The organism is Streptomyces sp. 3MP-14, assembly GCF_006334905.2.
Classification (GTDB): Bacteria; Actinomycetota; Actinomycetes; order Streptomycetales; family Streptomycetaceae; genus Streptomyces; species Streptomyces triticirhizae.
This window is the reverse complement of record NZ_VDLZ02000003.1, coordinates 221920-245182: the sequence shown is the minus strand read 5'-3', so window position 1 is coordinate 245182 and position 23263 is coordinate 221920. Positions and strand designations below refer to the sequence as shown.

The window sequence follows — 23263 nt, the reverse complement described above, 5'->3', positions numbered from 1 at the left end:
GGCCCTCCCGGGCGGCGTCACCGGCGAGCGGGCGGCCAGGTTGATCGCCGCCAGGTTGATCGCCGCCAGGTTACCTGTCAGGGTGGTGACGTGATCCATGCCTTCCCGTGTGGCGCCCCGGCCCTCGACTTCGTCGGCACCCTGCGCGCCCGCCGGAACGACGAGCCGACGGAGAAGCTGACCACCCCGGCGGACCTCGACACCTGGTTCGTCGAGTCCGACCTGCTGCCGGCCGGCGCCGCACCCGACGAACGGGACCTGGCGGCGGCGATCGAGCTGCGGGAGGCGATCTACGCCCTCGTCTGGGCGCGACTGCACGAGCGGGCGCTGCCACCGGACGCCATCGCGACGGTCAACGCCACGGCCGCCGAGCCGCCGCCGAGGCCCGTCCTGACGGCGGCGGGCTGGTCGCGCGCCGGGAGCGCGCGCCAGGCGCTCTCGCACCTCGCGCGCGAGGCGATCGAGATCGTCGGCGGCGAACGCGCGCGCCTGCTCCGCGAGTGCGGACGGCCCGAGTGCACCCAGGTCTACCTCGACCACTCCCGTGGCCGCCGCCGCGAGTGGTGCTCGATGGCCACCTGCGGCAGCCGCGTCAAGGCGAAGGCGTACCGGGAACGCCGGAAGTCGCGCGCCACGGCCTGACCCCGCGACTCCCACGCGTCCCACGCGCTCCCGCGCAGTCCCCCCGCGTCGCGCTGCCGCCGCGCGGCGACGCGGCTCACCGCACGCCGAAGCCGATGCTCGACGAGATGCCGTGGCTGGTGGTGGCGACGAGCCGGTAGTAGCCGGGGGCGAGGCCCTCGGGCAGGTAGCTGAAGCTGACCTGGCCCGTGGCGTCCGTCGTGCCCGTCCCGACGACGTTCCCGTCGACGGTGAAGGTGACGGGCGCGTTCGGGACGAGCAGCGAGAAGGTCACGTCCACGGGCGCCACCGCGCTCGACGCGGCGGCCGGGGACTCCACGGCGTGGGCCGCCGCCGCACCGCCGAACGCCAGCCCGGCGGCGAGCGCCACGGCGGCCAACGTGGCGAGCGGGAAACGAGATCGACGCATACGTCACTCCTCAGGGGTCGACGGCAGACCGAAGCAGCCACGTCGTTTTTGTTGCGGACACTTCACCGTAGGGCGACCTCACCGGCCTGTCCACCGTCCCCGCAGCGCGTTCGGCCGGTGGATACCCTGGCCGGGCAGGACGGGAAGGAGGCGAGCAGGAACATGAGCGACACCGTCACCAACGAACCGCTCGCCGAACGCCTGCGCGCCCACGGGGCGAAGCTCCCGCGCGCCGAGCGGACGGTCGCCGAGTACCTCGTCACCGTCTCGCCCGACGAACTGCCGTTCCTCAACGCCAACCAGATCGCAGAGGCGACGGGCACGAGCGACGCGAGCGTCATCCGGGCGGCGCGCAGCCTCGGCTTCACGGGCCTTCCCGAACTCAAGCGCGTCGCCGCCCGCGCCCACCGCTCCCGTTCCTCGCGGGCCGAGCGGGTGGACGCGCACCTGACCGCACTGGGCGACGACGCGCGGGCGGTCACCGAAGCCTTCCACGGCGCGATGCGCGAACTCCTCGACGACAACGAGCAGTTGATCGACCGCCCCGAACTCGAACGGGCGCGGGCGGTGATCCGGTCCGCGCGGACCGTGTGGTCCGTCGGGATCGGCACCTCGGGGGCGGCCGCGCTCTACCTCGCCGACCAGCTCACCCGCGCCGGCTACCCGGCCCGATGGACCCGCGCCACCGGGTTCGACCTCGCCAACGAACTCCTCGCCGCCCGGCCCGAGGACGCGATCGTGCTCTTCCACGCCGCGCGCCGGGCACGCGAGTTCACCGACGTCATCGACTGGGCCGGCCGCGCCGGCGTCCCCGTCGTGCTGGTCACCGGCACCCAACTCGCCGAACGCCACCGGCACGAGGTCGCCGCCACGCTGCGCTGCGTCGGCACCGCCTCCGAACTCGCCCGCTGGACGATCGCCGCCGTCCAGCTCGCCGAACTCCTCGCCGTCGTCGTCGCCGCCGGCGACCCCGCCCGAAGCGCGGACGCCCATCGACGCCTCACCGAACTCCGGCGTACCCTCACCGACGATCAAACCCGAAGGGAACCGGAATGAAGTCGATCCACCTCGGCGGCGGGACGCCCGTTCCGAACGTCGCCCTCGGCCTGATGCGGATCGGGGAGAAGAGCGACGACGAGATCCGGACGCTGGTGCGCGCGGCGCGCGACGCCGGCGTCGACTTCTTCGACCACGCCGACATCTACGGCGGCGCGCCCCACCACTGCGAGGCCAGGTTCGCCGACGCGCTGCGGCTGTCCCCGAGCGAGCGCGCGGAGGTGACGATCCAGACCAAGGCGGGCATCGTGCCGAGCGGCCCGCACTACGACTTCTCCTACGAGCACCTGGTGTCCTCCGTCGAGGGGTCGCTGCGCGCGCTGCGCACCGACTACCTCGACGTCCTCCTACTGCACCGGCCGGACGCGCTCGTCGAGCCGGAGGAGGTCGCGCGCGCCTTCGACCACCTGGAGTCGAGCGGCAAGGTGCGGGCCTTCGGCGTCTCCAACCACACGCCCCGGCAGATCGACCTGCTGCGCACCGCGGTCCGGCAGCCGCTGGTCGCGAACCAGCTGCGGCTCTCCCTCGTCCACGCCCCGATCGTCGCCCAGGGCGTCGCCGCCAACATGGCGGGGCACGAGCAGGCCACCGTGGTCGACGGCGGCGGCGTCCTCGACTACTGCCGGCTCAACGGGATCACCGTGCAGACCTGGGGCTCGTTCCAGGGCCACGGCCGGGTGTTCCTCGGCTCGCCCGAACACCCGGAGCTGAACGCGGTCATCGACCGTCTCGCCGACAGGTACGCCGTCACCCCGACCGCGATCGCCACCGCCTGGATCACCCGCCACCCGGCGAACATGCAGGTGGTCCTCGGCACCACGACGCCGACCAGGGTCGCCGACGCCGTCGCCGGATCGAACCTCCCGCTCGAACGCGCCGAGTGGTACGAGCTGTTCCGCGCGGCGGGCCACCACATCCCGTAGCCGTCCCCGGCACCCCTGGGGCCGGGGGACGTTCAGTCGCCGTCCGGCCGGGACCGGAGGGCGCGCGCGATCTCCCCGGCCGCGACCAGCCGCTCGGGCGTGAGCGACCGACGCGTGGATCGCGGATCGGGGGGACGAGGCCCGGCCCGCCGGGCCGCTCAACCAGGGCATCCGACTCCGGCCGGGCGCCGAGGACTTCGGCGCGAACGTCGAGGCCGGTGAGCTCCGCACGGGCCTCAGGCGCGTGCGGTCAGCTCAGCCGGGCGTCGGCGTACACGGTCATCGCATCGCGCTGGTAGACGGCGAGACCCTCGGCGATCCTGTCGAAGTTGGCCCGCATCCGCGGGTCGTCGACATAGGTCTGGCCCACCCCCTTGTACGCGGCCGCGTTCGGGGTCCAGAACCGGCAGATCTGCCGGTAGTTGGCATCCACCTCGGCCTGTACCGCGGGGTCGGAAACCGGCCTGCCGGCCACCATGAACTCCGCCATGCGGATCATCTGCGCCGTGACCTCACGCTGCCAGCGCTCCGTGTCCTCGGGGGTCATCGCGTCGACCGCCTGCCGGGTCTGCTCCCATGCCTGCGGCCACCGCTCGCGCACCTCGGCCTCGGCCTCGGAGGGGGCCTGGAACCCCTCGAACAGGTTCTCCGGCTTGTTGATCCTGGTCATCTTCCCGTTGCCCCTACCTTCTTCCAGTTCGGCGATGGTGCGGCCGACCGTACGGGCCAACGTCTCCAGCCGGTCCCGTCCCGCGAGCAGCCGTTGGTGGTGCTCACGGAGCACGGCCACCTGGTCGAGCTGGCTGTCCAGGACCGCCCGGATCTCGCGCAGCCCCAGGTCCAGCTCCCGCATCAGCAGGATCTGCTGCAACCGCAGCAGATCGGTCTCCTCGTAGTAGCGGTGCCCGTTGCTTCCGATCCATGCGGGCGGCAGCAGGCCGATCTCGTCGTAGTGCCGCAGCGTCCGCGATGTCACCCCGGACATCCGCGCCACCTCCGCGATCGACCAGGCCATGCCGGTGCCTCCCTCGCCGGGCCGGTCTCTCCGGCCACCCACAGGACCGTAGAAGTTGCCGCAACGGAAAGCGCAAGCACGAACCCCCGGTGGACAGGCCCCAGCCACGCGACCGAGCCACGCCCCCACGCCGAGAGGCCGCCTCCCTCGCGGGAGACGGCCTCTCGGCGTTGCTGTGGAGCTAAGGAGAATTGAACTCCTGACCTCTTGCATGCCATGCAAGCGCTCTACCAACTGAGCTATAGCCCCTTGCCTGGTCCGCCAGCTTCTCCCCGGTGGGGATCTCCCTGGCGGCGGTGCCTACTTTACACACTCACCCCGGGGCTTTGCCAAATCCGTAGGGCCACCCACCAGGGGGCCAGGGCCGGGCGGATCAGACGCTCGCGAAGGAGTAGAACCGCTTGAGCGCGCAGTGTTCGTCGAGGAGGCGGCCGTAGATCGGCTCGCCCTCCAACTCGCGGTAGACCTCGATCGGGTCGCCCTTGATGATCAACGCCCGGGCGCACTCCACGCACCAGTACTGGTAGGCGACGTTCACCGGTTGCAGATCGCGCACGATGGGGGTGCCGGCACCGCACCAGTCGCACTTCCTGCTGTGTGCACCCATACGGTCAGCTCCACCCTCGGTTGTGGGCCGTGCACACGAGGCATACCCCTCCGTCGCCGCCGGGTCACTCGCCGGAGCGCCCGCTGCCCGGCGTGTCCACGATTCTGCCATGTCATGGGCTTTCCGATAAGCCGCTTGATCCCGCCTCCCCCAAGAGGAGACGGGATCGAGACCAGGAGACCGCCGCCGTCGCCCGGAGTTGGCCGGGATGTCGCCGCCCCGTCGACGACCGCTCGCCGCCCCGTCGACGACCGCTCGCCGCCCCGTCAGCGGCCGCTCGCCGACCGGGCGCCGCGCAGCCCGGCGACCGCCCCGACCAGGGCCGTCGCGGTCAGCGCGAGGCTCAGCGTCCACACGCCGTCGGCCGAGGAGAGCCGCGCCGCCGCCCGGTCCAGGTAGAGCGCGCCGAAGGCCGCGACGCCGACCAGGGTGCCCAGCTGGGTCACCATCGCCGTCACCCCCGAGACGTCCGCCGCGTCCGCCGGCGCGACCCGGGCCAGCGCCTCGGCGAGCGGCGGCCCGTAGGCCAGCGCCATCCCGACCCCGGTGACCACATAGCCGACGAAGATCACCGCCCCGCCGTCGCCCCCGTTCCTCAGCAGCAGCCCGACGCTCAGCATCCCGCCGGCCACCAGCAGCATCCCGGCCGGCACCAGCGCAGGCAGCAGCCGGCCAGGCAGCGCGCGCCAGGCCAGCGAGGTGGCGCCGAAGCCGATGGCCATCGGCAGGAACGTCAGCCCGGCGCGCAGCGCCCCGTAGCCGAGCGCGCCCTGGCTCTCCGGCCCCTGGAGGTGCAGCGCCAACGAGAAGAGCAGCCCGCCGTTGAGCGCCATCACCAGGAAGATCGCGATCATCGGCGTCCCGGTGGCGCGCAGCACCCGGGGCGCGATCAACGGGGCCCCGCCGCGCGCGGCCAGCCGGGACTCGTAGCCGACGAGGGCCGCCACCACGAGACCGCTGCCCGCCATGCACAGCCAGCACCAGGCCGGCCAGCCGCGTTCCTGGCCCAGCACCAGCGGAACGGTGCACAGCAGCACCGCCACCGCGAGCAGCAACAGCCCGCCGAGGTCCAGCGGCCGGGCGCGGTCCGCCGCGCGCGACCGGCCCAGCGGCAGCGCCCACAGGCCGACGCCCAACAGCAGCAGCCCGATCGGCACGTTCACCAGGAACACCGGCCGCCAACCCCAGCCGAAGAGGTCCGCGTTGATCAGCACCCCGCCGAGGATCTGCCCGGCGGCGGCGCCGGTGGCGATCACGGCGGCGAAGAGCGTCAGCGCCCTGGCCTTGGCCGCGCCGGTGAAGGTGCGCTGGATCAGGGCCAGCACCTGCGGCATCATCGCGGCCGCGCCCACGCCCTGGAGGACGCGGAAGGCGAGCAACTGGCCGTCCGTCGCGGCCAGTCCGCAGGCCAGCGAGGCGGCGGTGAAGATCCCGAGCCCCGACAGGTAGAGGCGCCCGGGACCGAACCGGCCGCCGAGCCGGGCGCCGGTCACCAGCAGCACGGCGTAGGCGATGGTGTAGCCCGCGACGATCAGCTGGAGCCGCGCGTCGGACGTGCCGAGGTCCTCCCGGAGTGTGGCGGCGGCGACATTGACGATGAAGACGTCGAGCAGGGCCATGAACTGGCCGGTGAGCACGGTGACGAGCAGCCAGCCCGGCCGGCCGGCCGAGGCGTCGCCCGCCCCCGGCGCCGGCGCGGCCCGATCGGCGTGGACGGTTGTGGTGGTCATGGCCCGAGCCTGCGCCCGCCCGGCTACGGGTAACGAGAGCCCGTCGATACTGGTACCGGCAGCACCTGGCAACCGGTGCCCGACGGGGAGAGGCTGGAGGGGTGGCGACCATGACGGCGACGACCCGGCGCAGAACGGAACTGGCGGCCTTCCTGCGGGCCAGGCGCGCCCGCATCAGCCCGGCGGACGTGGGCATGGCGCCAGGACTGCGCCGGCGCACGCCGGGCCTGCGCCGGGAGGAGGTCGCGCAGCTCTCCGGGGTCGGGGTGACCTGGTACACGTGGCTGGAGCAGGGCCGGCCGATCAACGCCAGCCCGCAGGTGCTGCGCGCGGTCGCCCGGACCCTGCGGCTGGACGCGGCCGAGCGGGAACACCTGTTCCGGCTGGCCGAGGTGCCGCCCCAGCCCGAGGTGGGAACGGCGGCCGGCGTCGAGGTGGTCGGCCGCTCCGTGCAGCTGATCCTGGACGCGCTGGACCCGCTGCCCGCCGTGGTCTACAACCAGCGCTTCGACGTGCTGGGGCACAACGCCCGCTATGCGGAGCTGTTCAGCGTGGACAGCGAGCCGCGCATGGCGGGGCGGAACGTGATGGCGACGATGTTCACCGTCCAGCCCGAGCTGTGCCCGGTGGTGATGCGCGAGGACGAGCTGCGGACGATGGTGGCGACGTTCCGCTCCGGCTACGGGGCGCACATTGGGGAGCCGTTCTGGGAGGAGTTCATTCGCGAACTGGCGGCGGTCAGCCCGGAGTTCGCCGCGATGTGGGCGAGCGGGGACGTGGTGCCGCCCGGGCCGAGGGTGAAGCACTTCCGGCACTTCTCGGGCGCCACCCTGCGGATGCGCTCGGAGTCGCTGAGCGTCCACGGGATGCCGGACACCCGGATGGTGATCTATCTGCCGGACGACGAGGAGACCCGCCTGCTGGTCGGACGGGCCGGCGAGGGCCGAATTCCGGCGGCGCCGCCCGACACCCGGGAGCCGACGCCCTGACGCGCCGTCAGGCGATCAGCAGGCGCAGGCCGAGTTCGGCCGCCTCCAGGTCGACGAGGTCACGGTTGCGCTCGGCCCACCGGCCCGAGGCGAGGTCGGCGTCGAGCGCGTCGACGGCCCGCCGTTCGGCCTCGGGCCCGACCCGGCTCCACACCGACACCGCGCGGCGGACGGGCTCCTCCAGATAGGCCGCGGGCCGGCGCCAGTAGGCCTCGAAGAAGCCGTCAGCGCAGTCCCACGGGACAAGCACCGGCTCCATCCGCGCCCCGATCGCGCGGGCCAGCTCGTCCACCGGCGGCCGGCCGGCGACGAGCCCGGCGACCTCGGGCAGATAGTCGCGGCTGAGCCAGAACCGGTGGCGCCAGCCGGCTTCGCTGGTGTCGTGCGTGAACACCACCACGCGCCGGGCCACCCGCCGCATCTCGCGCAGCCCGGCCACCGGGTCGTCCCAGTGGTGCAGGGTGCTGAACGCCATCGCGGGGTCGAACGAGCCGTCGGCGAACGGCAGTCGCTCCGCGCTCGCCGCCACGCACGGCGCCGCGTCCGGCGGGCGCTGGGCGCGCATCGCGGCCGACGGCTCGACGGCGATGACGTCGCGGTCCCGTGGCTCGTAGGAGCCGGTGCCGGCCCCGACGTTGAGCACGGTCCGCGCGTCGCCCAGCGCCGCGAGGACCTGGGCGGCGATGCGCGGCTCGGTGCGCCGCGTCGCCGGGTAGGCGGACCCGATGGACTCGTACAACCGCGCGCCGAACACCATCAGTTGCTCCTCCGATGTGGTGTGGATGCCCCTCGCCCGTGCCGCCAGCTCGGCGTCGATGGCCGTCACCGTGGCGGCCGCGCGGTCGCGCTGCTCCAGCAGCAGGCGGCGCAGCCGGTGCAGGTGGGCGACGGCGTCGGTGTCCGGGTCGTCGACGAGGTCGGCGATCTCGCGCAGGCCGAAGCCCAGCCGCCGGTAGGCGAGCACCTCCCGCAGGCGCTCCACGTCGGCGGCCGAGTAGACCCGGTACCCGGCCGCGCTCCGCGCGGAGGGGCGGGCGAGGCCGATCTCGTCGTAGTGGTGCAGGGTGCGGACGCTCACGCCGGCCAACTCGGCGACGCGCCCCACGGTCAGGTGTTCCTTCACGGCGTCCACGGTGCGGCATCACGTGACGTGAGGGTCAAGCGCGGGGCGTCAACGCGCGCCGGCGCCCGGCCACGTGAACCGTCCTGCGGCGTGCACGTCCGGTCGCGGGCACGCGAACGTCGTCTCGGACGTCGCCGTCTCGGACGTCGCCGTCTCGGACGTCGCCGTCTCGGACGTCGCCGTCTCGGACGTCGCCGTCTCGGACATCGTCGCCTCAGACGTCGTCGCCGATGACGGGCTCCGGGAGGGAGCCCGCGTTGTGCTCCAACAGCCGCCAGCCGCGCACCCCCTGGCCGAGGACGGACCAGCAGCAGTTGGAGACGCTGCCGAGCGCCTCCCAGCTGCCGGGCGCCAGGCCCAGCAGCCGCCCGATGGTGGTGCGGATCGTGCCGCCATGGCTGACGACGACCAGCAGCCCGTCGGGCGGGAGCTTCTCCACCGCGCGCTCGACGACCGGGGCGGCCCGGTCGGCGACCTCCGTCTCCAGCTCGCCGCCGCCCCGGCGCACCGGCTCGCCGCGCTTCCACGCCGCGTACTGGTCGCCGAACCTGGCCTCGATCTCCGCGTGGGTGAGCCCCTGCCAGTCACCGGCGAACGACTCCCGCAGCGCCGCGTCATACGTGACCGGCAGTCCGGTGACGGCCGCCAGCTCGGCGGCGGTGGCGGTGGTGCGCTTCAGGTCGGAGGAGAGCACCGCGTCCGGACCGAGCCGCGCCAGCAGCTTCGCCGCCCGCCTGGCCTGGGCGACCCCGACGTCCGTCAGCTCGATGTCGGTGGTGCCCTGGAAGCGGGACTCCAGGTTCCACGCCGTCTGGCCGTGCCGCCACAGCACGATCCGCCGGCCGCCCCGGGCGCTCAGAAGGACTCACCGCCCGCCGCCTCGGCTCCCCCCGCCTCGGGCTCCCCGGCGTCCGCGTCCGAGGCCCCGGCCTCGGCGGCCCGGCCGCGCGTCGCCACCGCGTCCTCGGGCAGCGGGATCTCCGGGCAGTCCTTCCACAGCCGCTCCAGGGCGTAGAAGACCCGCTCCTCGGAGTGCTGCACATGCACCACGATGTCCACGTAGTCCAGGAGGACCCAGCGGCCGTCCCGCTCGCCCTCGCGGCGCACCGGCTTGGCGTCCAGCGCGCGCAGCCCCTCCTCGATGCCGTCCACGATGGCCCTGACCTGCCGGTCGTTGGGCGCGGACGCCAGCAGGAAGGCGTCGGTGATGGCCAGCACGTCGCTGACGTCATAGGCGATGATGTCGTGCGCCAGCTTGTCGGCGGCGGCCTGGGCGGCGGCCCTGACCAGCTCGGTGGCGCGGTCCGTGGCGGTCACAGCTGCGGCAGTCTCCTTGGATTCGGCTCGTTCACATCGGGCCCGAGCGTCGCCACCCGAACCGAACCCAGGGTCTCATGCCGCACTGACAGTCACGGCCCATAGTCCTGCCCCAGCACGATGGTCACATCGGCGGTGCCCGGGCCGTCGCCCTCCGTGACCGCCTCCTCGGGCAGGCCCAGGGTCCTGGCGGCGTCGAGGGCGGTCTCGCGGTGGTCGGGGACCGAGTACAGCACGCTGGACTCGGCGGCCGGCTCGGCCACGACCCGGTTGTCGATCACCGTCATCCCGCCGTTGACCAGCGTGATCCTGGCCGCCTCCCCCAGCCCCTCGGTGCCGGTGGCGTCCCTGATCCCGAAGCGGACCGCGCCGCCGGGCGACGCGTTGCTGACGGAGCCGCCCAGCACCTCGTCGACCAGGCCGTCGGCGGTCTCGTCGCTGATCGTGCCGTCCTCCTCGACGGGCAGCGGGGTGGTCGTGTACTCGTCGGACTGCGCGTAGCCGGCGAGGGTGGCCAGGCTGGCGCCCAACTCCTGCTCGGAGAGCGACGGATCGTGGATCTGACGGAGGTTCTCCATCGCGGTGACGGCCGTGGACTCGGTGGCCGGCAGCCGGTCCAGGACCGCCTCCATCACCTGGCCGAAGCGGGCCAGCTGCGCCGCCTGCGGCTCGTCGTCCGCCCGGTGGGTGGCGTACGCCACGGCGGCCTGCCCGTTGAGCGGCACGTTCTCGCCCAGCTCGACGAGCGGCCCCTCGTCCTCCCCCTCGCCTGGCACCTCGACGTCGGTGGTGACGGTGATCCCGCTGACCAGGTCGACCAGGTTCGCCAACGAGGGGGTGTTCAGCCGCCAGGTGCCCTTGATCTCCGCGCCGAGCAGGGCGCCCAGCGCCTCCCGGACCGAGCCGGCCGACTCGTCGGCGACGGCCTGTCCCAGCGTGGTGGTGCCGCCGTCCGGGGTGACGGACAGCTCGTTGGGCAGCAGCAGCGTGGTGCCGGTGCCGGCGGACTCGTTGGCGACCAGCAGCGCGGTGGTGGTCTCCTCGGACTCCACCGGCCACAGGTGGACCACGATCACGTCCCGCGCCTCGGCACCCGCCTCGGCGGCGGCGTCGTCCTCGCCGCCGGGCAGGAACGGGAGCCGGTCCGTCGACCACAGGAAGCCCACGCCGCCGAGCAGCGCCAGCACGAGGGTGACGACCAGCAGCCGACGCCGGTTGCGGCCGCGTCGCTTCGCCTCCTCGCGGCGCTCGGTCCGGCTCTCGCTGAACTTCAGCCAGTCGATGACGTCCTCGGACTCCTCGTCCTGTTCCTCGACGAAGGAGAACTGCTCGGTCTGGTAGCCCTCATCGGGCGAGGGCCGGCGCTGCGCGGGAACGGTCGGCGTGCGCGGCTCGGCGGCGGCCGGCGGGGCGCTCGGCGCGCCGGCGACGGGGGCCTGCTGCCCGGTGTCCCAGCCGGCGGCGTCCTCGACGACGGGCGGCTGGGGCCCGGTGTCCTGGCTGGTGTCCTGCGGGTAGCCGTAACCCTGGCTGGACGGGTCGGGGTGGACCGGACGGCCGGCGGGGCCCGGCGTCGGGGGCACGGGCGGCTGGCCGCCGGTGTCGGTGCCGTACGGGTCCCAGCCCTGGTAGCCGGCCGGCTGCTGCCCGCCGTAGGTCTCCGGTCCCGGATAGCCCTGCCCCGGGTAGCCCTGCCCCCGGTAGTCGGCGCCGGCGTACCCCTGGTCCTGGTAGCCCTGCTGCGGAAAGCCCTGGTCCGGGTACGACGGCTGCCCCTGGTAGCCCTGGCCCTGGTTCTGGTCCTGGTATCCGACGTTGCCGTATCCGCCGCCCGCGTTCTCGTTCCCGTACCCCTCCGCCGGGTAGCCGTAGCCGCCGTAGCCGTCCCGGTGCTCGGGGGCGGGCGGGGCAGGCGGGGCGGGCGGGGCAACGGGGTCGGCCGGGGCGCCGTTCGGGTCCTGCGGGGGCTGGTAGAGCGGGCGCCCGTACGCGTCATAGCCGTAGATCTGCCCGTACGGCTGCTGTCGGTCGTTCACCAGTGCCGCCCTTCGGTCCGTTCAGCGGGTGGGTTGCGGCGGGTCCCGGTAGAGGGCGCGCTTGTTGATGTAGCGCACCACGCCGTCCGGCACCAGATACCAGACGGGATCGCCACGGGCCACCCGGGCCCGGCAGTCCGTTGAGGAGATGGCCAGGGCCGGCACCTCGATCAGCGAGACGCCGCCCTGCGGCAGGCCCGGGTCGGCCAGCACATGGCCGGGCCTGGTCACGCCGATGAAGTGCGCGAGCGAGAACAGTTCGCCGGCGTCGCGCCAGCCCAGGATCTGGGCGAGCGCGTCGGCCCCGGTGATGAAGAAGAGGTCGGCGTTCTCGTACTCGGCACGCAACTCGCGCAGCGTGTCGATGGTGTACGTCTTCCCGCCCCGGTCGATGTCGATCCTGCTGACCGAGAACTGCGGGTTGGACGCGGTGGCGATGACCGTCATGAGGTAGCGGTCCTCGGGCGGCGACACCGAGCGGTGCCCCTTCTGCCACGGCTGCCCGGTCGGGACGAAGACGACCTCGTCCAGGTCGAACCGCGCGGCCACCTCGCTGGCCGCGACGAGGTGCCCGTGGTGGATGGGGTCGAAGGTGCCGCCCATCACCCCCAGGCGCCGCTTGCCGTCGGCTATCCGGTCTCGCATGGAGCGAACCCTAGCGGTCGCGGTTGAGCCGGGTGGTGATCCAGAGCAGCAACAGCAGGCCGGCCAGGGCACCTCCGCCGATGGCGTAGGCGTTCAGGCTGTCGTGCGCGCCCTCCTCGGAGGCGAGCGGCAGCAGGGTCTCGACGACGGAGCTGTCGGCGGTCAGAGCGGTGAACTGGGTCATGCGACGGCCTATCCGGGAACGGGACGCTGGGACGTAGGGTCATGGTAAGCGGAGGCGGGGGCGGCAGCCTCTTGCCCCCACCCGTCCGTGCGGTTCAGGGTGGGGTTCAGGGCCGCATCACGACGGAGGGGGTCGACATGTCGGACAACACGGCTGACAACGCCGACGGGACGGACGGGGCGGACGGGGCGGACGGGACGCGCCGGCCGGACGGCGAGGGCGAGGCGGTGGAGCGGGACGCGTCGGGGGTCGAGGCGACCGAGGCGCTCCGGGAGCGGCCGGACGACGGGCGCCGCCGGTTCCCCGGCATCTCCTCGCGGGCCTACGAACACCCCGCCGACCGTTCGGCGTTGGTGGCGCTTCGCAAACTGACCGGTTTTGACACGGTGTTCAAGGCGCTGAGCGGAATGCTTCCGGAGCGCAGCCTGCGGCTGCTGTTCCTCTCCGACTCGGTGCGGGTGGACGACCGGCAGTTCGCGCACCTCCACGAGATGCTGCTGGACGCCTGCGCCATCCTGGACGTGGAGCGCGTCCCGCCGCTGTATGTCTCGCAGGACCCCAAGCCCAACGCGATGTGCATCGGCCTCGACCAGCCGATCATCGTGCTGACCACCGGGCTGGTCGAACTCCTCGACGACGAGCGGGAGATGCGGGCCGTCATAGGCCACGAGGTGGGCCACGCGCTCTCCGGCCACGCGGTCTACCGCACGCTGCTGCTCTTCCTGACCAACCTGGCCGTCCGGGTGGCCTGGATTCCGCTGGGCAACGTGGCGATCATGGCGATCGTCACCGCGCTGCGCGAGTGGTTCCGCAAGTCCGAACTCTCCGCCGACCGCGCCGGGTTGCTGGTCGGCCAGGACCCCGAGGCGTCGATGCGCGGCCTGATGAAGCTGGCCGGCGGCAACCACCTGCACGACATGAACGTCGAGGCGTTCCTGGCGCAGGCCAGGGAGTACGAGGCGGGCGGCGACCTGCGGGACTCGGTGCTGAAGATCCTCAACGTGCTGCCGCGCACCCACCCGTTCGCCGCCGTGCGCGCCGCCGAGCTGCACGACTGGTCGCGGACCAGGGACTACCAGCGGCTGATGACCGGCCACTACCCGCGCCGGGACGAGGATGGCAACGCCTCGGTCAGCGCGTCGATGCGCGAGTCGGCCGGCCACTACGCGCGGACCGTGCGCACCAGCAAGGACCCGTTGATGCGGCTGGTCAACGATGTCGCGGGCGGCGCCAGCGATCTCGGCGGCCGGCTGCGGGACTTCGCGACGGGCCGCAGGCCGGGCGGCCCCCAGGACGCGGGCACCGGCGACGGTGAAGCCGGCGGCGGGAGCAACGGCGGCGGGAGCGGCGGGAACGGGAGCGGCGGGAACGGGAGCGGCGGCCGCTAGAGGATGGGTGCGGGGTTTGTCTGCGGGCCGGTGGCCGGTGCGGGGCAGCCCGACTGGTCGCCGTCCCTCGACGAGACGCGCTGTGAGGGGTTGGGGCTCTGGCGCGGGCCACGACGCCGGGCCTAGATGGCGCACGATCGGCCGGGTGCGGGCGTAACGAATACCGGCAGGAGGCTGGCTGGGAAGGGGGGCGCGGCTTCCGGGAGGTGGAGTTCGTTGCCGCCAGGGGTGGTCGAGAATGGCGACCGTGCCCCACGGGCGCAGGGACCGCGCCGAGTTCGGGGGCCGGCCGGCGGCTGGGGGCGTGCGTAGCGCGCACCGGCTTCGCCGGCCTGCCCCGGCATGTCGCCCGTCTCGGATGTGACCGATCGTCGGGCGACTCACGGGGCCGGTGCAGGTTGGTCGTTGAGGGCTGTGGTGGGTGGGGTGTTCGCTTAATGACCACGCTGCCGCGCGAACATCGCCTGCCGTCTTGGTAGTCCGCGGGCCGTCGACTTCCGAGGGCGGGCGCGGGGGGTGGGGGACCTTTTTTCTAGGTGCCCGTTTGGAAGTGAACAGATCGTTCAACTCTAGACGGGCACCTACAGAAAGAGGCCCCCACCCCCCTGCCCGGAAGCCGACAAGGCGCGGACTACCCCACCGGCAGGCGATGTTCGCGCGGCAGCGTGGTCGTTGACCGAACCCATCACCTACCGCCTGCCCATCAGTGGACCGCCACCGTCCCCTCGATAAGCCCGACGCTCCGCAACACTTCGAGACGGGCGACATGCCGGGGCAGGCCGGCGAAGCCGGTGCGCGCTACGCACGCCCCCAGCCGCCGGCCGTCCCTCGAACAAGCCGCAGTCCCCGCGCCCGGAGGGCACGCACCGCACTCCCGATCACCCTGGCGGCAACGAACTCCACCTCCCGGAAGCCGCGCCCCCCTTCCCAGCCAGCCTCCCGCCGGCATTCGTTACGCCCGCACCCGGCCGATCGTGCGCCATCTAGGCCAGGCGTCGTGGTCCGCGCCAGAGCCTCCACCACACCGCAGAGTCTCGTCGACTAACGAAACGACCAGTCGGGCTGCCCCGCACCGGCCACCGGCCCGCAGACAAACCCCGCACCACCCACCCCACCCGCACCCACCCACCCACCCACCACTGATCCAGGAAGATCCGGAGGAAAAACCCTAGGACGCGTTGAGCTGGCCGGGGGTGAGGGCCGCGCAGAGCACCGGGCGTTCGTGTTCCGGGGCGAGGGGGTCGATGCCGGTGACCACCCGCTGGGGCGCGGACTCCCCGGCCAGCAGCGGGTCGAAGGCGTCGGCCGGGTCGGCCTCGCAGGCCATCGGCCCGGCCAGCGTGTCCACCTGCCGCAGCACCACGTTGCGGTCCCGCAGCTCCTCCTTGCCGAACTGGAACCGCACCTCGCGCCGCACCCCGAAGAGCGAGGCGGGCGCGCCCATCGAGTCCGGGGAGCGCAGGGCGTAGACGAAAACATGGTGGCCGGCTATCTCCAGCACGTCCTCCGTCGCCTCGGTGAACGTGAAGACGCCGCTGACCCGCACGTGCGGGTCGGCCATCTCGACCCGTCCCCGGTCGAAGCGCACCAGCCAGTCCGTGGCCCAGGACGGGCCGGCCTCGCCCTCCATCGCCACGTCGAACTGCCCCTGCTGCTCGGCGCCCAGCAGCTGCCGCACCTCGGCGAGGGAGCCGCCGACCAGCACGTCCGGGTTGAGCGCGCTGGCGGTCAGATACTCCTTGGCGAGGGTGAGCGCGGTCAGCACCTGCTCGCGGGAGAAGTGCGCGGTGGAGCGCGGGTCGGGCAGCTCCAGGCCGCCGGAGCCGACGCCGAACTCCCGCACCGGGCCGGTGCCGAAGAGCACCTCGACGTCGACCTCGCCGGGCACCGCGCCGTCCGGCACCAGCGCCACCGTGGCGCCGGCCGGCCGGCCGGCGGCCAGCGAACGCGGGGACTGGTAGGGGTTGTTGGCGCCCAGATAGATCGCGGCGGCGAACGCCAACAGGATGATCATGGCCAGCGCCAGGCCCTGCTTGGGCACCGTGCGGCCGATGCCCAAGGGCTGTTCGGGCTCCCGGTCGCGGACGGCGACGGTGTGATCGACCAGCCGCTGCTCCGCCGAGTACTCCTGGAGGCGGGCAGCCTGGACGAACGAGTCGTCGAAGACGATCGATCGGTACTCCTCGTCCCCCGCACCCGGAGCGCCACTCTGGCCTCCTTCGGGAGGGTCAGCTCTCCCGGCCACCTCTCCAGCCTAAGTCGCCGGTGGGGGTGTCAAAAGCCCCCGCCGCCGGAACTTTGTCCGTCCGGTGGTCAAGAACGGGGTGCGGGGCGCGTGTTGGGGCGCGACGCCGGGCCGGTGCGACCGTGCGGCGGCGGTCATCGGCCGTCGTCCGCCGCCGGCTCGACCACCCGGTCAACCAACGGCTCGGCCTGCTCGGCGAGGGCCTGGGTGGCGTCCTCGTCCGGGTGGCTCGCGGGCGGCGGCGGGGCCGGGTGCTGCTCGCGGGTGGAGTTGGCGCGCTGGATCGCTATCAGGGTCAGCGCGATGACGCTGAGGCTCATCACCATGGCCAACAGGCAGGCCATCGGGCGCTGCCAGCGCATCGGGCGGCGGGCCGGGCGGCGCTCCCCCGGCGCGGACGCCCCGGCGCCCGGCCCTGGCCGCCGCGCGCCGGCGCCCGAGGACCCGGGCCGCACGGACCGCTCGGGCGGCTCCCAGATCTCCACGGGTTCGGTGAGGTAGCGGGTGTAGTCGGAGCGGTCGAACCGGCCCTCGTCGTCCGCGTCGTCGGGATCGTCCATCCCGCCCAGGGCGCCCAACCCGTCGAGGTCGTCGAGGCCGTCGAGGTCGTCCAGTCGGTCGGGACCGGCCAACTCGTCCAGCCTGCCCTGGGGATCGCGGCGGTCGAACTCGTCCAGGTCAACGCCGTCCAGATCGACGCCGTCCAGGTCCGTCGCGTCCTGGTCCGCCTCGTCGAACCGGCCGCCCGACGAACGGCCGCCGAGCCCGCCCGGGTCGAGGTCCGGGTCGCGGTAGAACGCCGGGCCCTCCGCGTCGGCCCGGCCGGCTGCGGCGGTGCGGGCCCGTTCCGCCGCGCTGGGCTCGTGGATCTGGGCAGCGGACACGAAGTCCTCGTCGAGCACCACGGCGGGGAAGTCCTCGTCCGCCGCACCCGAGTCCTGGCTGTCGGGCCCCTCACCGTCCGGGAACGGCGGGCCTCCCACGTCGTCCGGCACGTCTCCCAGCGTAGGCGGAAGAGCGCGGCTTAGGGAGGCCCGACGGGAATTCACCCCCGGGTGTGACCATCTCCCGTCACCACATAGGTCGTCGAGGTCAGCTCCGGCAGCCCCATCGGGCCCCGGGCGTGCAACTTCTGCGTGGAGATGCCGATCTCGGCGCCGAAGCCGAACTGGCCGCCGTCGGTGAAGCGGGTCGAGGCGTTGACCATCACCGCGGCCGAGTCCATCCGGGAGACGAAGCGGCGCGCGGCCGCCGTGTCCGAGGTGACGATCGCCTCCGTGTGCCCGGAGGTCCAGCGGCGGATGTGCGCCACGGCCGCGTCCAGGTCCGGCACCACGGCGGCGGCGATGTCGTAGCTGAGGTACTCGACCGCCCAGTCCTCGTCGGTGGCCGCCGGCACCTCGACGCCCGCCTCGGCCCCGGCCTTCCGCCAGGACTCGTCGCCGTGCACCGTCACCCCGGCCGAGGTCAGCGCGGCCAGCGCCCTCGGCAGGAAGCGGTCGGCGATCGCCTCGTGCACCAGGACCGTCTCGGCCGCGTTGCACACGCTGGGCCGCTGGGCCTTGGAGTTGACCAGGATCTCCACGGCCATCTCCAGGTCGGCCGCCGCGTCCACATAGACATGGCAGTTGCCCGTGCCGGTCTCGATCACCGGGACCGTGGACTCGGCGACCACGGTCTGGATCAACGAGGCGCCGCCGCGCGGGATCAGCACGTCCACCAGGCCGCGCGCGGTCATCAGCTCGCGCACCGACTCCCGGCTCTCGCCCGGCACCAGCTGCACCGCGTCCGCCGGCAGCCCGGCGCCGGCCACCGCGTCCCGCAGGACGGACACCAGCGCCGTGTTGGACGCGTAGGCGGAGGACGAGCCGCGCAGCAGCACCGCGTTGCCCGACTTCAGGCAGAGCGCCGCCGCGTCGACCGTGACGTTGGGCCTGGCCTCGTAGATGATGCCGACCACGCCCAACGGGACGCGGACCTGGCGGAGTTCGAGGCCGTTGGGGAGCGTCGAGCCGCGCACCACCTCGCCCACCGGGTCGGGCAGCGCGATCACGTCCCGCACGTCGGCGGCGATCGCGGCGATCCGCCGCTCGGTGAGGGTCAGCCGGTCCACGATGGCGTCCGGCGTGCCGTTGGCCCTGGCGCGCGCGACGTCCTCGGCGTTGGCCTCGATCACCTCGGCCGACCGCGCCTCCAGCGCGTCGGCGACGGCGGCCAGCGCCGCGTCCCGCGCGGTGCGCGGCAGCGGCGCGAGGTCCGCCGCCGCCGCGCGGGCGCGGCGGGCGGTGGCGATGACGGGCGAGGTCACGGACGAGGAAACGGCGTCGGTCGTGGTGGAGGGCGCGGAGCTGCTCATGCCAGGAAGCCTAGCGGCCGGCACCGACAACCGAGGAGCCCGGCGACCGCACCGGACCGCACCGAACCGCCCGGCCGCAGAAGCACTCAGAACCTCAGAAGGGGTGCACCCCCACCGGGTGGGCCGGCGGCGGGCCGTAGCCCTCGGAGATCCGCTGCTGGTACGTCTCCCGGCCGATGACCTCAAGCCCGACGATCTCCCAGGCCGGCAGCTTGGCGGTGCGCCGGTGCTCGCCCCACAGCCGCAGCGCCAGGGCCGCCGCGTCGTGCAGGTCCCTGGCCTCCTCCCAGTACCTGATCTCCGCGTGGTCCTCGGCGTAGCGGCTGGTCAGCAGGAACGGGTGGTCGTCCGCCAGCCGCTCCAGGGCGCGCCGCACGTCGGGCAGCGGCTGGGCCCGCCCGGCGACGCTCAGGGTGATGTGCCACAGCCGCGCGTGCTGTTCCTCGCCTTCGGGTGCCTCGGTGGTCCCCCGTGCTCGCTCCGCCTGGGCGGGACTGTCCCGCTCGCGGGCCGGCCGGCCTCCTTCGACGCTGGCCAGTCGTCTCACCGACAGCCTCCTGACATGGTGCTGTTCCGGGCATGGTCGTCGCTTGCGTGTGAAGTTCGGGTGCCGGCTGGGCACCACGCACGAGTGGACCAGCTCACCGGCGCGGCCGGGCGCTTTTCCCCGAACCTTCGGTGGAAAGGCTGGTCTTTCACAGATCCGGCACCGGCTCGGCAAGCCCGCCGTGTGCGGCCCCCTCAGGATGACTTATGCCCGCAACAGCACCAGGTCATCGCGATGAACGACCTCTCTTTCGTAGTCGGGGCCCAACTCGCGCGCCAGTTCCCTGGTGGAACGGCCGAGCAGCAGCGGCAGCTCCTTGGCGTCGAAGTTCACCAGCCCACGGGCGATGGCGCGGCCCGCCTCGTCGCGCAGCTCGATGGGTTCGCCGGCCACGAACTCGCCCTGGACGTCGACGATTCCGGCCGGCAGCAGCGAGCCGCCGCGCTCGGTGACGGCCAGCACGGCGCCGGCGTCCAGGACCACGGCGCCGCGCGGCACCGAGGCGTGCGCCAGCCACAGCAGCCGGCCGGTGGCGCGGCGCCCGGTGGGGCGGAAGTAGGTGCCGGTGGCGGCGCCGGCCAGGGCGTCGGCGACCTGGCTGGCCGCCGTCAGCACCACGGGGATGCCGGCCTCGGTGGCGATGCCGGCGGCCTCCACCTTGGTGACCATCCCGCCGGTGCCGACGCCGGCCCGGCCCGCGCGGCCCAGCTCGACGCCGGCGAGGTCGGCAGGCCCGGTGACCTCGCCGATCCGGCGGCTGTTCGGGCGGGACGGGTCGCCGTCGTAGAGCCCGTCGACGTCGGAGAGCAGCACCAGCAGGTCGGCCCGCACCAGGTGGGCGACGAGGGCGGCCAGCCGGTCGTTGTCGCCGAACCTGATCTCGTCCGTCGCCACCGTGTCGTTCTCGTTGACCACCGGCACGGCACCCATGGCGAAGAGCTGGTCCAACGTCCGGTAGGCGTTGCGGTAGTGCGCGCGGCGGCTGGTGTCGGTGGTGGTGAGCAGCACCTGGCCGACGCGGCGGCCGTAGCGGGCGAACGAGGCGGTGTAGCGGGCCAGCAGCAGGCCCTGGCCGACGCTGGCGGCGGCCTGCTGGCGGGCGAGGTCACGCGGTCGTTGGCTGAGGCCCAGCGGCGCGAGCCCGGCGGCGATCGCACCCGACGAAACCAGTACGATCTGCCTCCCGTCCTGTTTCACCAGCACATCGACCAGTGCGTCCACCCGGTCGGCGTCCAGCCCGCCGGCCGCCGTGGTCAGCGAGGATGAGCCGATCTTGACGACGATCCTGCGGGCGTCGGAGACGTCCTGCCGTGCCGCTGTCATGGCACCTTCCTGTTCGCGTCCAAGTTCCCGTCCCAGCGCGCGTGCGGGTGCGCGTTGGCCGTCCGGCCCGCGCGCCTGGGGCGCGATACCCAGGGCCGCGCGCCCCCGCGTCTAGGGACGTGTCGGAGACCACGGGCCCGAACCGCTCGGCCGCCGTGGCTCCCCGCGCGACCTGGGACTTCGGGTCGCCGAAGCGCCCCGGCGCCCGGCCGGTCCGCCGACCGAGACGTATGCAATGTATGTCAACGTGACCGCCGCGCGCCCCGCCGTCTCAACGGGCGACACCGGGCGCGGCCACCCGCAAGGGTGAATTCCACCGTTTCCCGGGTGATCCCTGCCGTTCCGTGCGGTACTTGCGTTCTCCTGGCCCTTCCGCCGGGGCCCCGCCGGGGCGTCCGCCGTTCCGCGCGGCCTCCTCGTCGGCCGCCCCGCCGGCCGCCCCGTGCCGGCCGAGGCGCACCCCCGTTTCCCCCCGACCACGTTCGCGGGCCCCGGCCCCGAACGCCCCACGCCCGAACCGGAGCTGACTTCCCGTGGCTGCTGGACCGTCGTCGCCCCGCGTCGCCCAAGGGCTCGCCCTGGGCGCGCTGTTGCTGCTCCTCTGCGCCCAGCTGGTGGGCGCCCAACTCCCCAACGCGCCGCTGCTCTGCGTGGCCGGCGGCGCCGGGCTCGCCCTCGACCTGGCGCTGCGGCAGTGGTGGCCGGCGCCGCTGGTGCCGCTGGGCCGGGTCCGCTGCGACGAGACGGTGCGCCAGCTGCTGCGTGACCTGCTGGTGCTGCTGGGCCTGGCGCAGCTGGCCGAGGTCTCGACGGCCGTCCGGCTGCTGGTGGTCGCCGGGCTGCTGGCCAGCTATGGCGCGCACTTCCTGACGCGCGGGCTGGCGGTGCTGGTGCGCCGCAGACGGACCCTGCCGGTGGTCACCCGCAACATCGACACCTCGGGGCTGCGGCTGTCCCCGGCCCCGCCCCGGCTGCTGACCGGCGCGCACCGGCGGATGCCGCTGTTCGCGGTGCCGGGCACCGTCGGGATGCTGCTCACCGTGGCCACCGGGCAGGCCGCCTGGAGCCTGCTCGGCGTCGGCTGCTCGCTGCTGCTCTTCGCCGGCTGCGCCGCCTGGCTGGCGACCTGGCTGCTGCCGGGCAGGCGCCCGCCGGGCACCGAGGAGGTCATCGCCTGGTTCCAACGCTGGCTGGACTCCTACCGGCCCGAGGTCGGCCTCTACTTCTCCGGCGGCAGCGGCACCGCCTACCAGGCCAACATGTGGTTGGGCGCCATCGCGGCGCTGGAGGGCAACGCGATGGTGGTGCTGCGGGAGCGGCCCATGGTGCAGCAGCTGGCGCCGACCGAGCTGCCGGTGGTGTGCCTGCCGAAGGTGGTGCACCTGATGCTGCTGGAGCACTCCACGCTCAAGGTCCTCATCCACCCGGCCAACGCGCCCAAGACGTCCCAGGTGTTGCGCATCCCCACGATCAAGCACGCCTTCGTCAACCACGGCGAGAGCGACAAGCTCTCCAGCTGCAACCCGTACGCCAAGGTCTACGACGAGGTGTGGGTCGCCGGCCCGGCGGCCAGGGAACGGTACGCGCTGGCCGACGTGGGCGTCGACGACCGCGACGTGGTGGAGGTGGGCCGGCCGCAGCTGGCGCCGGTCCACCCGTACGCCGGGCCGCCGCCGGCCGACGGGCCGATCACCGTGCTCTACGCCCCGACCTGGGAGGGCTGGACCACCGACCCGGGCAACAGCTCGGTGCTGCTGGCCGGCGAGCAGCTGGTCACCGCGCTGCTGGCCGACCCGAGGGTGCGGCTGCTCTACAAGCCGCACCCGATGACGGGCTCCGTCGACCCCCGGTTCGGCGAGGCGGACCGGCGGCTGCGGGCGCTGGTCGAGGCGGCCGAGGCCCGCCGGGCCGCCCGCGCCGGCGCGCCCGCCCCCGCGCTCGCGTCCCGCCGCGCGCTGCTGCGCCGCTCGGCGGGCCCCATCGCCGAACGCGGCGCGCTGACCGCGACCCGCGCGCCGCACGACGCGACGACCACCAGGGAACTCGCCCGGCGCACCGAGCGGTTGGAGGAGCTGACGGCGCGCGGCGGGCGGCCGGGCGCGGACGACATGGAGCGGATGATGTGCCAGTCCGCGCCGGAGGAGGGCCACACGGAGGCGGTGGCCGCCGCCACCCGCGCCTGGCGCGCGGCGTTCTGGGCGGCGCAGGACCCGGAGGGCCACCTGGTGCTGACCGGGCAGCGCCCCGACCTCTACAGCTGCTACAACCAGTCCGACGTGCTGGTCACCGACGTCTCCAGCGTGGTCGCCGACTATCTGGCCAGCGCCAAGCCCTATGCGGTGGTCAACACCAGCGGGCTGGACGCGAAGGAGTTCCGCGCGGCCAACCCGACGGTCAGGGCGGCGACGGTGCTCAGCCCCGACGCCTCGGAGCTGCCCGAGCTGCTGGCCTCCGTCGTCGACCCGCGCCGGGACCGGCTGGCCGGCGCGCGCCAGGAGCTGCGGGCCTTCCTGCTGGGCCCGACCGAGCCGCCGTCCCAGGTCCGCTTCCAGCGGGCGGTGACGGCGCTGTGCGCCAGGGCGGCGGCGCGCCGCGCCCGCAGCGGGAGCGGGAGCCCTGCGGGGCTCCGGGAGTGACGGCGCACGCCCGCCGCGCGGCGCGCGCGGAGCGGGGAGCAGCACCGGCCGGCGTGCTCGCCGAGGGCACTTTATGCAATGACGCGCATCGT

21 protein-coding genes and 1 tRNA gene are annotated in these 23263 nt (G+C 73.7%); 6 read left to right on the top strand and 16 right to left on the bottom strand.

What is annotated here, in order from left to right:
* The first annotated feature begins 90 nt into the window (after positions 1 to 90).
* Positions 91 to 642: a CGNR zinc finger domain-containing protein gene (locus tag FH609_RS05635; RefSeq protein ID WP_139666067.1), complete on the top strand. Its 552-nt coding sequence runs from the start codon at positions 91 to 93 to the stop codon at positions 640 to 642.
* 76 nt (positions 643 to 718) lie between these two features.
* On the opposite strand, the gene FH609_RS05630 is transcribed toward FH609_RS05635, so the two are convergent.
* Entirely contained in the window at positions 719 to 1051 is a 333-nt protein-coding gene (locus tag FH609_RS05630) for a hypothetical protein (RefSeq protein ID WP_139666066.1), read from the bottom strand.
* A 162-nt stretch (positions 1052 to 1213) separates the two neighbouring features.
* Between FH609_RS05630 and FH609_RS05625 the strand changes: the two genes are divergently transcribed.
* Together FH609_RS05625 and FH609_RS05620 are read left to right on the top strand one after the other, a co-directional pair.
* The gene (locus tag FH609_RS05625) at positions 1214 to 2107 is read left to right on the top strand and encodes a MurR/RpiR family transcriptional regulator (RefSeq protein ID WP_139666065.1); all 894 of its coding nucleotides are present in this window, start codon (positions 1214 to 1216) and stop codon (positions 2105 to 2107) included.
* Positions 2104 to 3030 carry an aldo/keto reductase gene (locus FH609_RS05620; RefSeq protein WP_139666064.1) on the top strand — a complete coding sequence of 309 codons (927 nt, stop codon included), beginning with the start codon at positions 2104 to 2106 and terminating at the stop codon, positions 3028 to 3030. Before FH609_RS05625 ends, FH609_RS05620 begins: the two co-directional genes overlap by 4 nt.
* Positions 3031 to 3280: 250 nt before the next feature.
* Here FH609_RS05620 and FH609_RS05610 read toward each other — a convergent pair whose 3' ends face one another.
* From FH609_RS05610 to FH609_RS05595, 4 genes are all read right to left on the bottom strand, one after another.
* Positions 3281 to 4045 carry a MerR family transcriptional regulator gene (locus FH609_RS05610; protein ID WP_139666063.1) on the bottom strand — a complete coding sequence of 255 codons (765 nt, stop codon included), beginning with the start codon at positions 4043 to 4045 and terminating at the stop codon, positions 3281 to 3283.
* Between the two features lie 176 nt (positions 4046 to 4221).
* Positions 4222 to 4294 (bottom strand) — tRNA-Ala (locus FH609_RS05605).
* A 124-nt stretch (positions 4295 to 4418) separates the two neighbouring features.
* Complete coding sequence (locus FH609_RS05600; RefSeq protein ID WP_049575784.1) at positions 4419 to 4652, bottom strand: hypothetical protein; 234 nt, start codon at positions 4650 to 4652, stop codon at positions 4419 to 4421.
* 266 nt (positions 4653 to 4918) lie between these two features.
* A complete protein-coding gene (locus FH609_RS05595) occupies positions 4919 to 6382 on the bottom strand; it encodes an MFS transporter (RefSeq protein ID WP_139666062.1) in 1464 nt (487 codons plus the stop codon).
* Between the two features lie 110 nt (positions 6383 to 6492).
* Between FH609_RS05595 and FH609_RS05590 the strand changes: the two genes are divergently transcribed.
* Complete coding sequence (locus tag FH609_RS05590) at positions 6493 to 7371, top strand: helix-turn-helix transcriptional regulator (protein WP_139666061.1); 879 nt, start codon at positions 6493 to 6495, stop codon at positions 7369 to 7371.
* 7 nt (positions 7372 to 7378) lie between these two features.
* Here FH609_RS05590 and FH609_RS05585 read toward each other — a convergent pair whose 3' ends face one another.
* The 6 genes from FH609_RS05585 to FH609_RS30930 all read right to left on the bottom strand — a co-directional run bounded on the left by FH609_RS05585 (position 7379) and on the right by FH609_RS30930 (position 12676).
* Positions 7379 to 8494, bottom strand: coding sequence for a MerR family transcriptional regulator (locus FH609_RS05585; RefSeq protein ID WP_139666060.1), 1116 nt, complete (start codon positions 8492 to 8494; stop codon positions 7379 to 7381).
* Positions 8495 to 8708: 214 nt separating this feature from the next.
* On the bottom strand, positions 8709 to 9329 hold the full coding sequence (locus FH609_RS05580) for a histidine phosphatase family protein (RefSeq protein ID WP_193317792.1): 621 nt from the start codon (positions 9327 to 9329) through the stop codon (positions 8709 to 8711).
* 20 nt (positions 9330 to 9349) lie between these two features.
* Positions 9350 to 9811: a ribosome silencing factor gene (rsfS, locus tag FH609_RS05575; RefSeq protein WP_139666058.1), complete on the bottom strand. Its 462-nt coding sequence runs from the start codon at positions 9809 to 9811 to the stop codon at positions 9350 to 9352.
* Positions 9812 to 9903: 92 nt separating this feature from the next.
* Positions 9904 to 11847, bottom strand: a complete 1944-nt coding sequence (locus FH609_RS05570; RefSeq protein WP_226961423.1) for an LCP family protein — start codon at positions 11845 to 11847, stop codon at positions 9904 to 9906.
* Between the two features lie 21 nt (positions 11848 to 11868).
* Positions 11869 to 12492 carry a nicotinate-nucleotide adenylyltransferase gene (gene nadD / locus FH609_RS05565; protein ID WP_139666056.1) on the bottom strand — a complete coding sequence of 208 codons (624 nt, stop codon included), beginning with the start codon at positions 12490 to 12492 and terminating at the stop codon, positions 11869 to 11871.
* A gap of 10 nt (positions 12493 to 12502) precedes the next feature.
* On the bottom strand, positions 12503 to 12676 hold the full coding sequence (locus FH609_RS30930) for a hypothetical protein (RefSeq protein WP_158621489.1): 174 nt from the start codon (positions 12674 to 12676) through the stop codon (positions 12503 to 12505).
* A 137-nt stretch (positions 12677 to 12813) separates the two neighbouring features.
* On the opposite strand from FH609_RS30930, the gene FH609_RS05560 reads away from it, so the two are divergent.
* Positions 12814 to 14064 carry a M48 family metallopeptidase gene (locus FH609_RS05560; protein ID WP_139666055.1) on the top strand — a complete coding sequence of 417 codons (1251 nt, stop codon included), beginning with the start codon at positions 12814 to 12816 and terminating at the stop codon, positions 14062 to 14064.
* A gap of 1168 nt (positions 14065 to 15232) precedes the next feature.
* Here the strand turns inward: FH609_RS05560 and FH609_RS05555 are convergent.
* The 5 genes from FH609_RS05555 to proB form a co-directional block, all read right to left on the bottom strand.
* Positions 15233 to 16309, bottom strand: a complete 1077-nt coding sequence (locus FH609_RS05555; protein WP_139666054.1) for a hypothetical protein — start codon at positions 16307 to 16309, stop codon at positions 15233 to 15235.
* Between the two features lie 134 nt (positions 16310 to 16443).
* A complete protein-coding gene (locus FH609_RS05550; protein ID WP_139666053.1) occupies positions 16444 to 17304 on the bottom strand; it encodes a hypothetical protein in 861 nt (286 codons plus the stop codon).
* Between the two features lie 50 nt (positions 17305 to 17354).
* Positions 17355 to 18665 carry a glutamate-5-semialdehyde dehydrogenase gene (locus tag FH609_RS05545; protein ID WP_139666052.1) on the bottom strand — a complete coding sequence of 437 codons (1311 nt, stop codon included), beginning with the start codon at positions 18663 to 18665 and terminating at the stop codon, positions 17355 to 17357.
* Between the two features lie 94 nt (positions 18666 to 18759).
* The gene (locus FH609_RS05540; RefSeq protein WP_226961422.1) at positions 18760 to 19212 is read right to left on the bottom strand and encodes a hypothetical protein; all 453 of its coding nucleotides are present in this window, start codon (positions 19210 to 19212) and stop codon (positions 18760 to 18762) included.
* A gap of 204 nt (positions 19213 to 19416) precedes the next feature.
* A complete protein-coding gene (gene proB, locus FH609_RS05535) occupies positions 19417 to 20535 on the bottom strand; it encodes a glutamate 5-kinase (protein ID WP_139666051.1) in 1119 nt (372 codons plus the stop codon).
* Between the two features lie 533 nt (positions 20536 to 21068).
* Here proB and FH609_RS32080 point away from each other — a divergent pair.
* Positions 21069 to 23171: a CDP-glycerol glycerophosphotransferase family protein gene (locus tag FH609_RS32080; protein ID WP_264372750.1), complete on the top strand. Its 2103-nt coding sequence runs from the start codon at positions 21069 to 21071 to the stop codon at positions 23169 to 23171.
* The last annotated feature ends 92 nt before the right edge of the window (positions 23172 to 23263 follow it).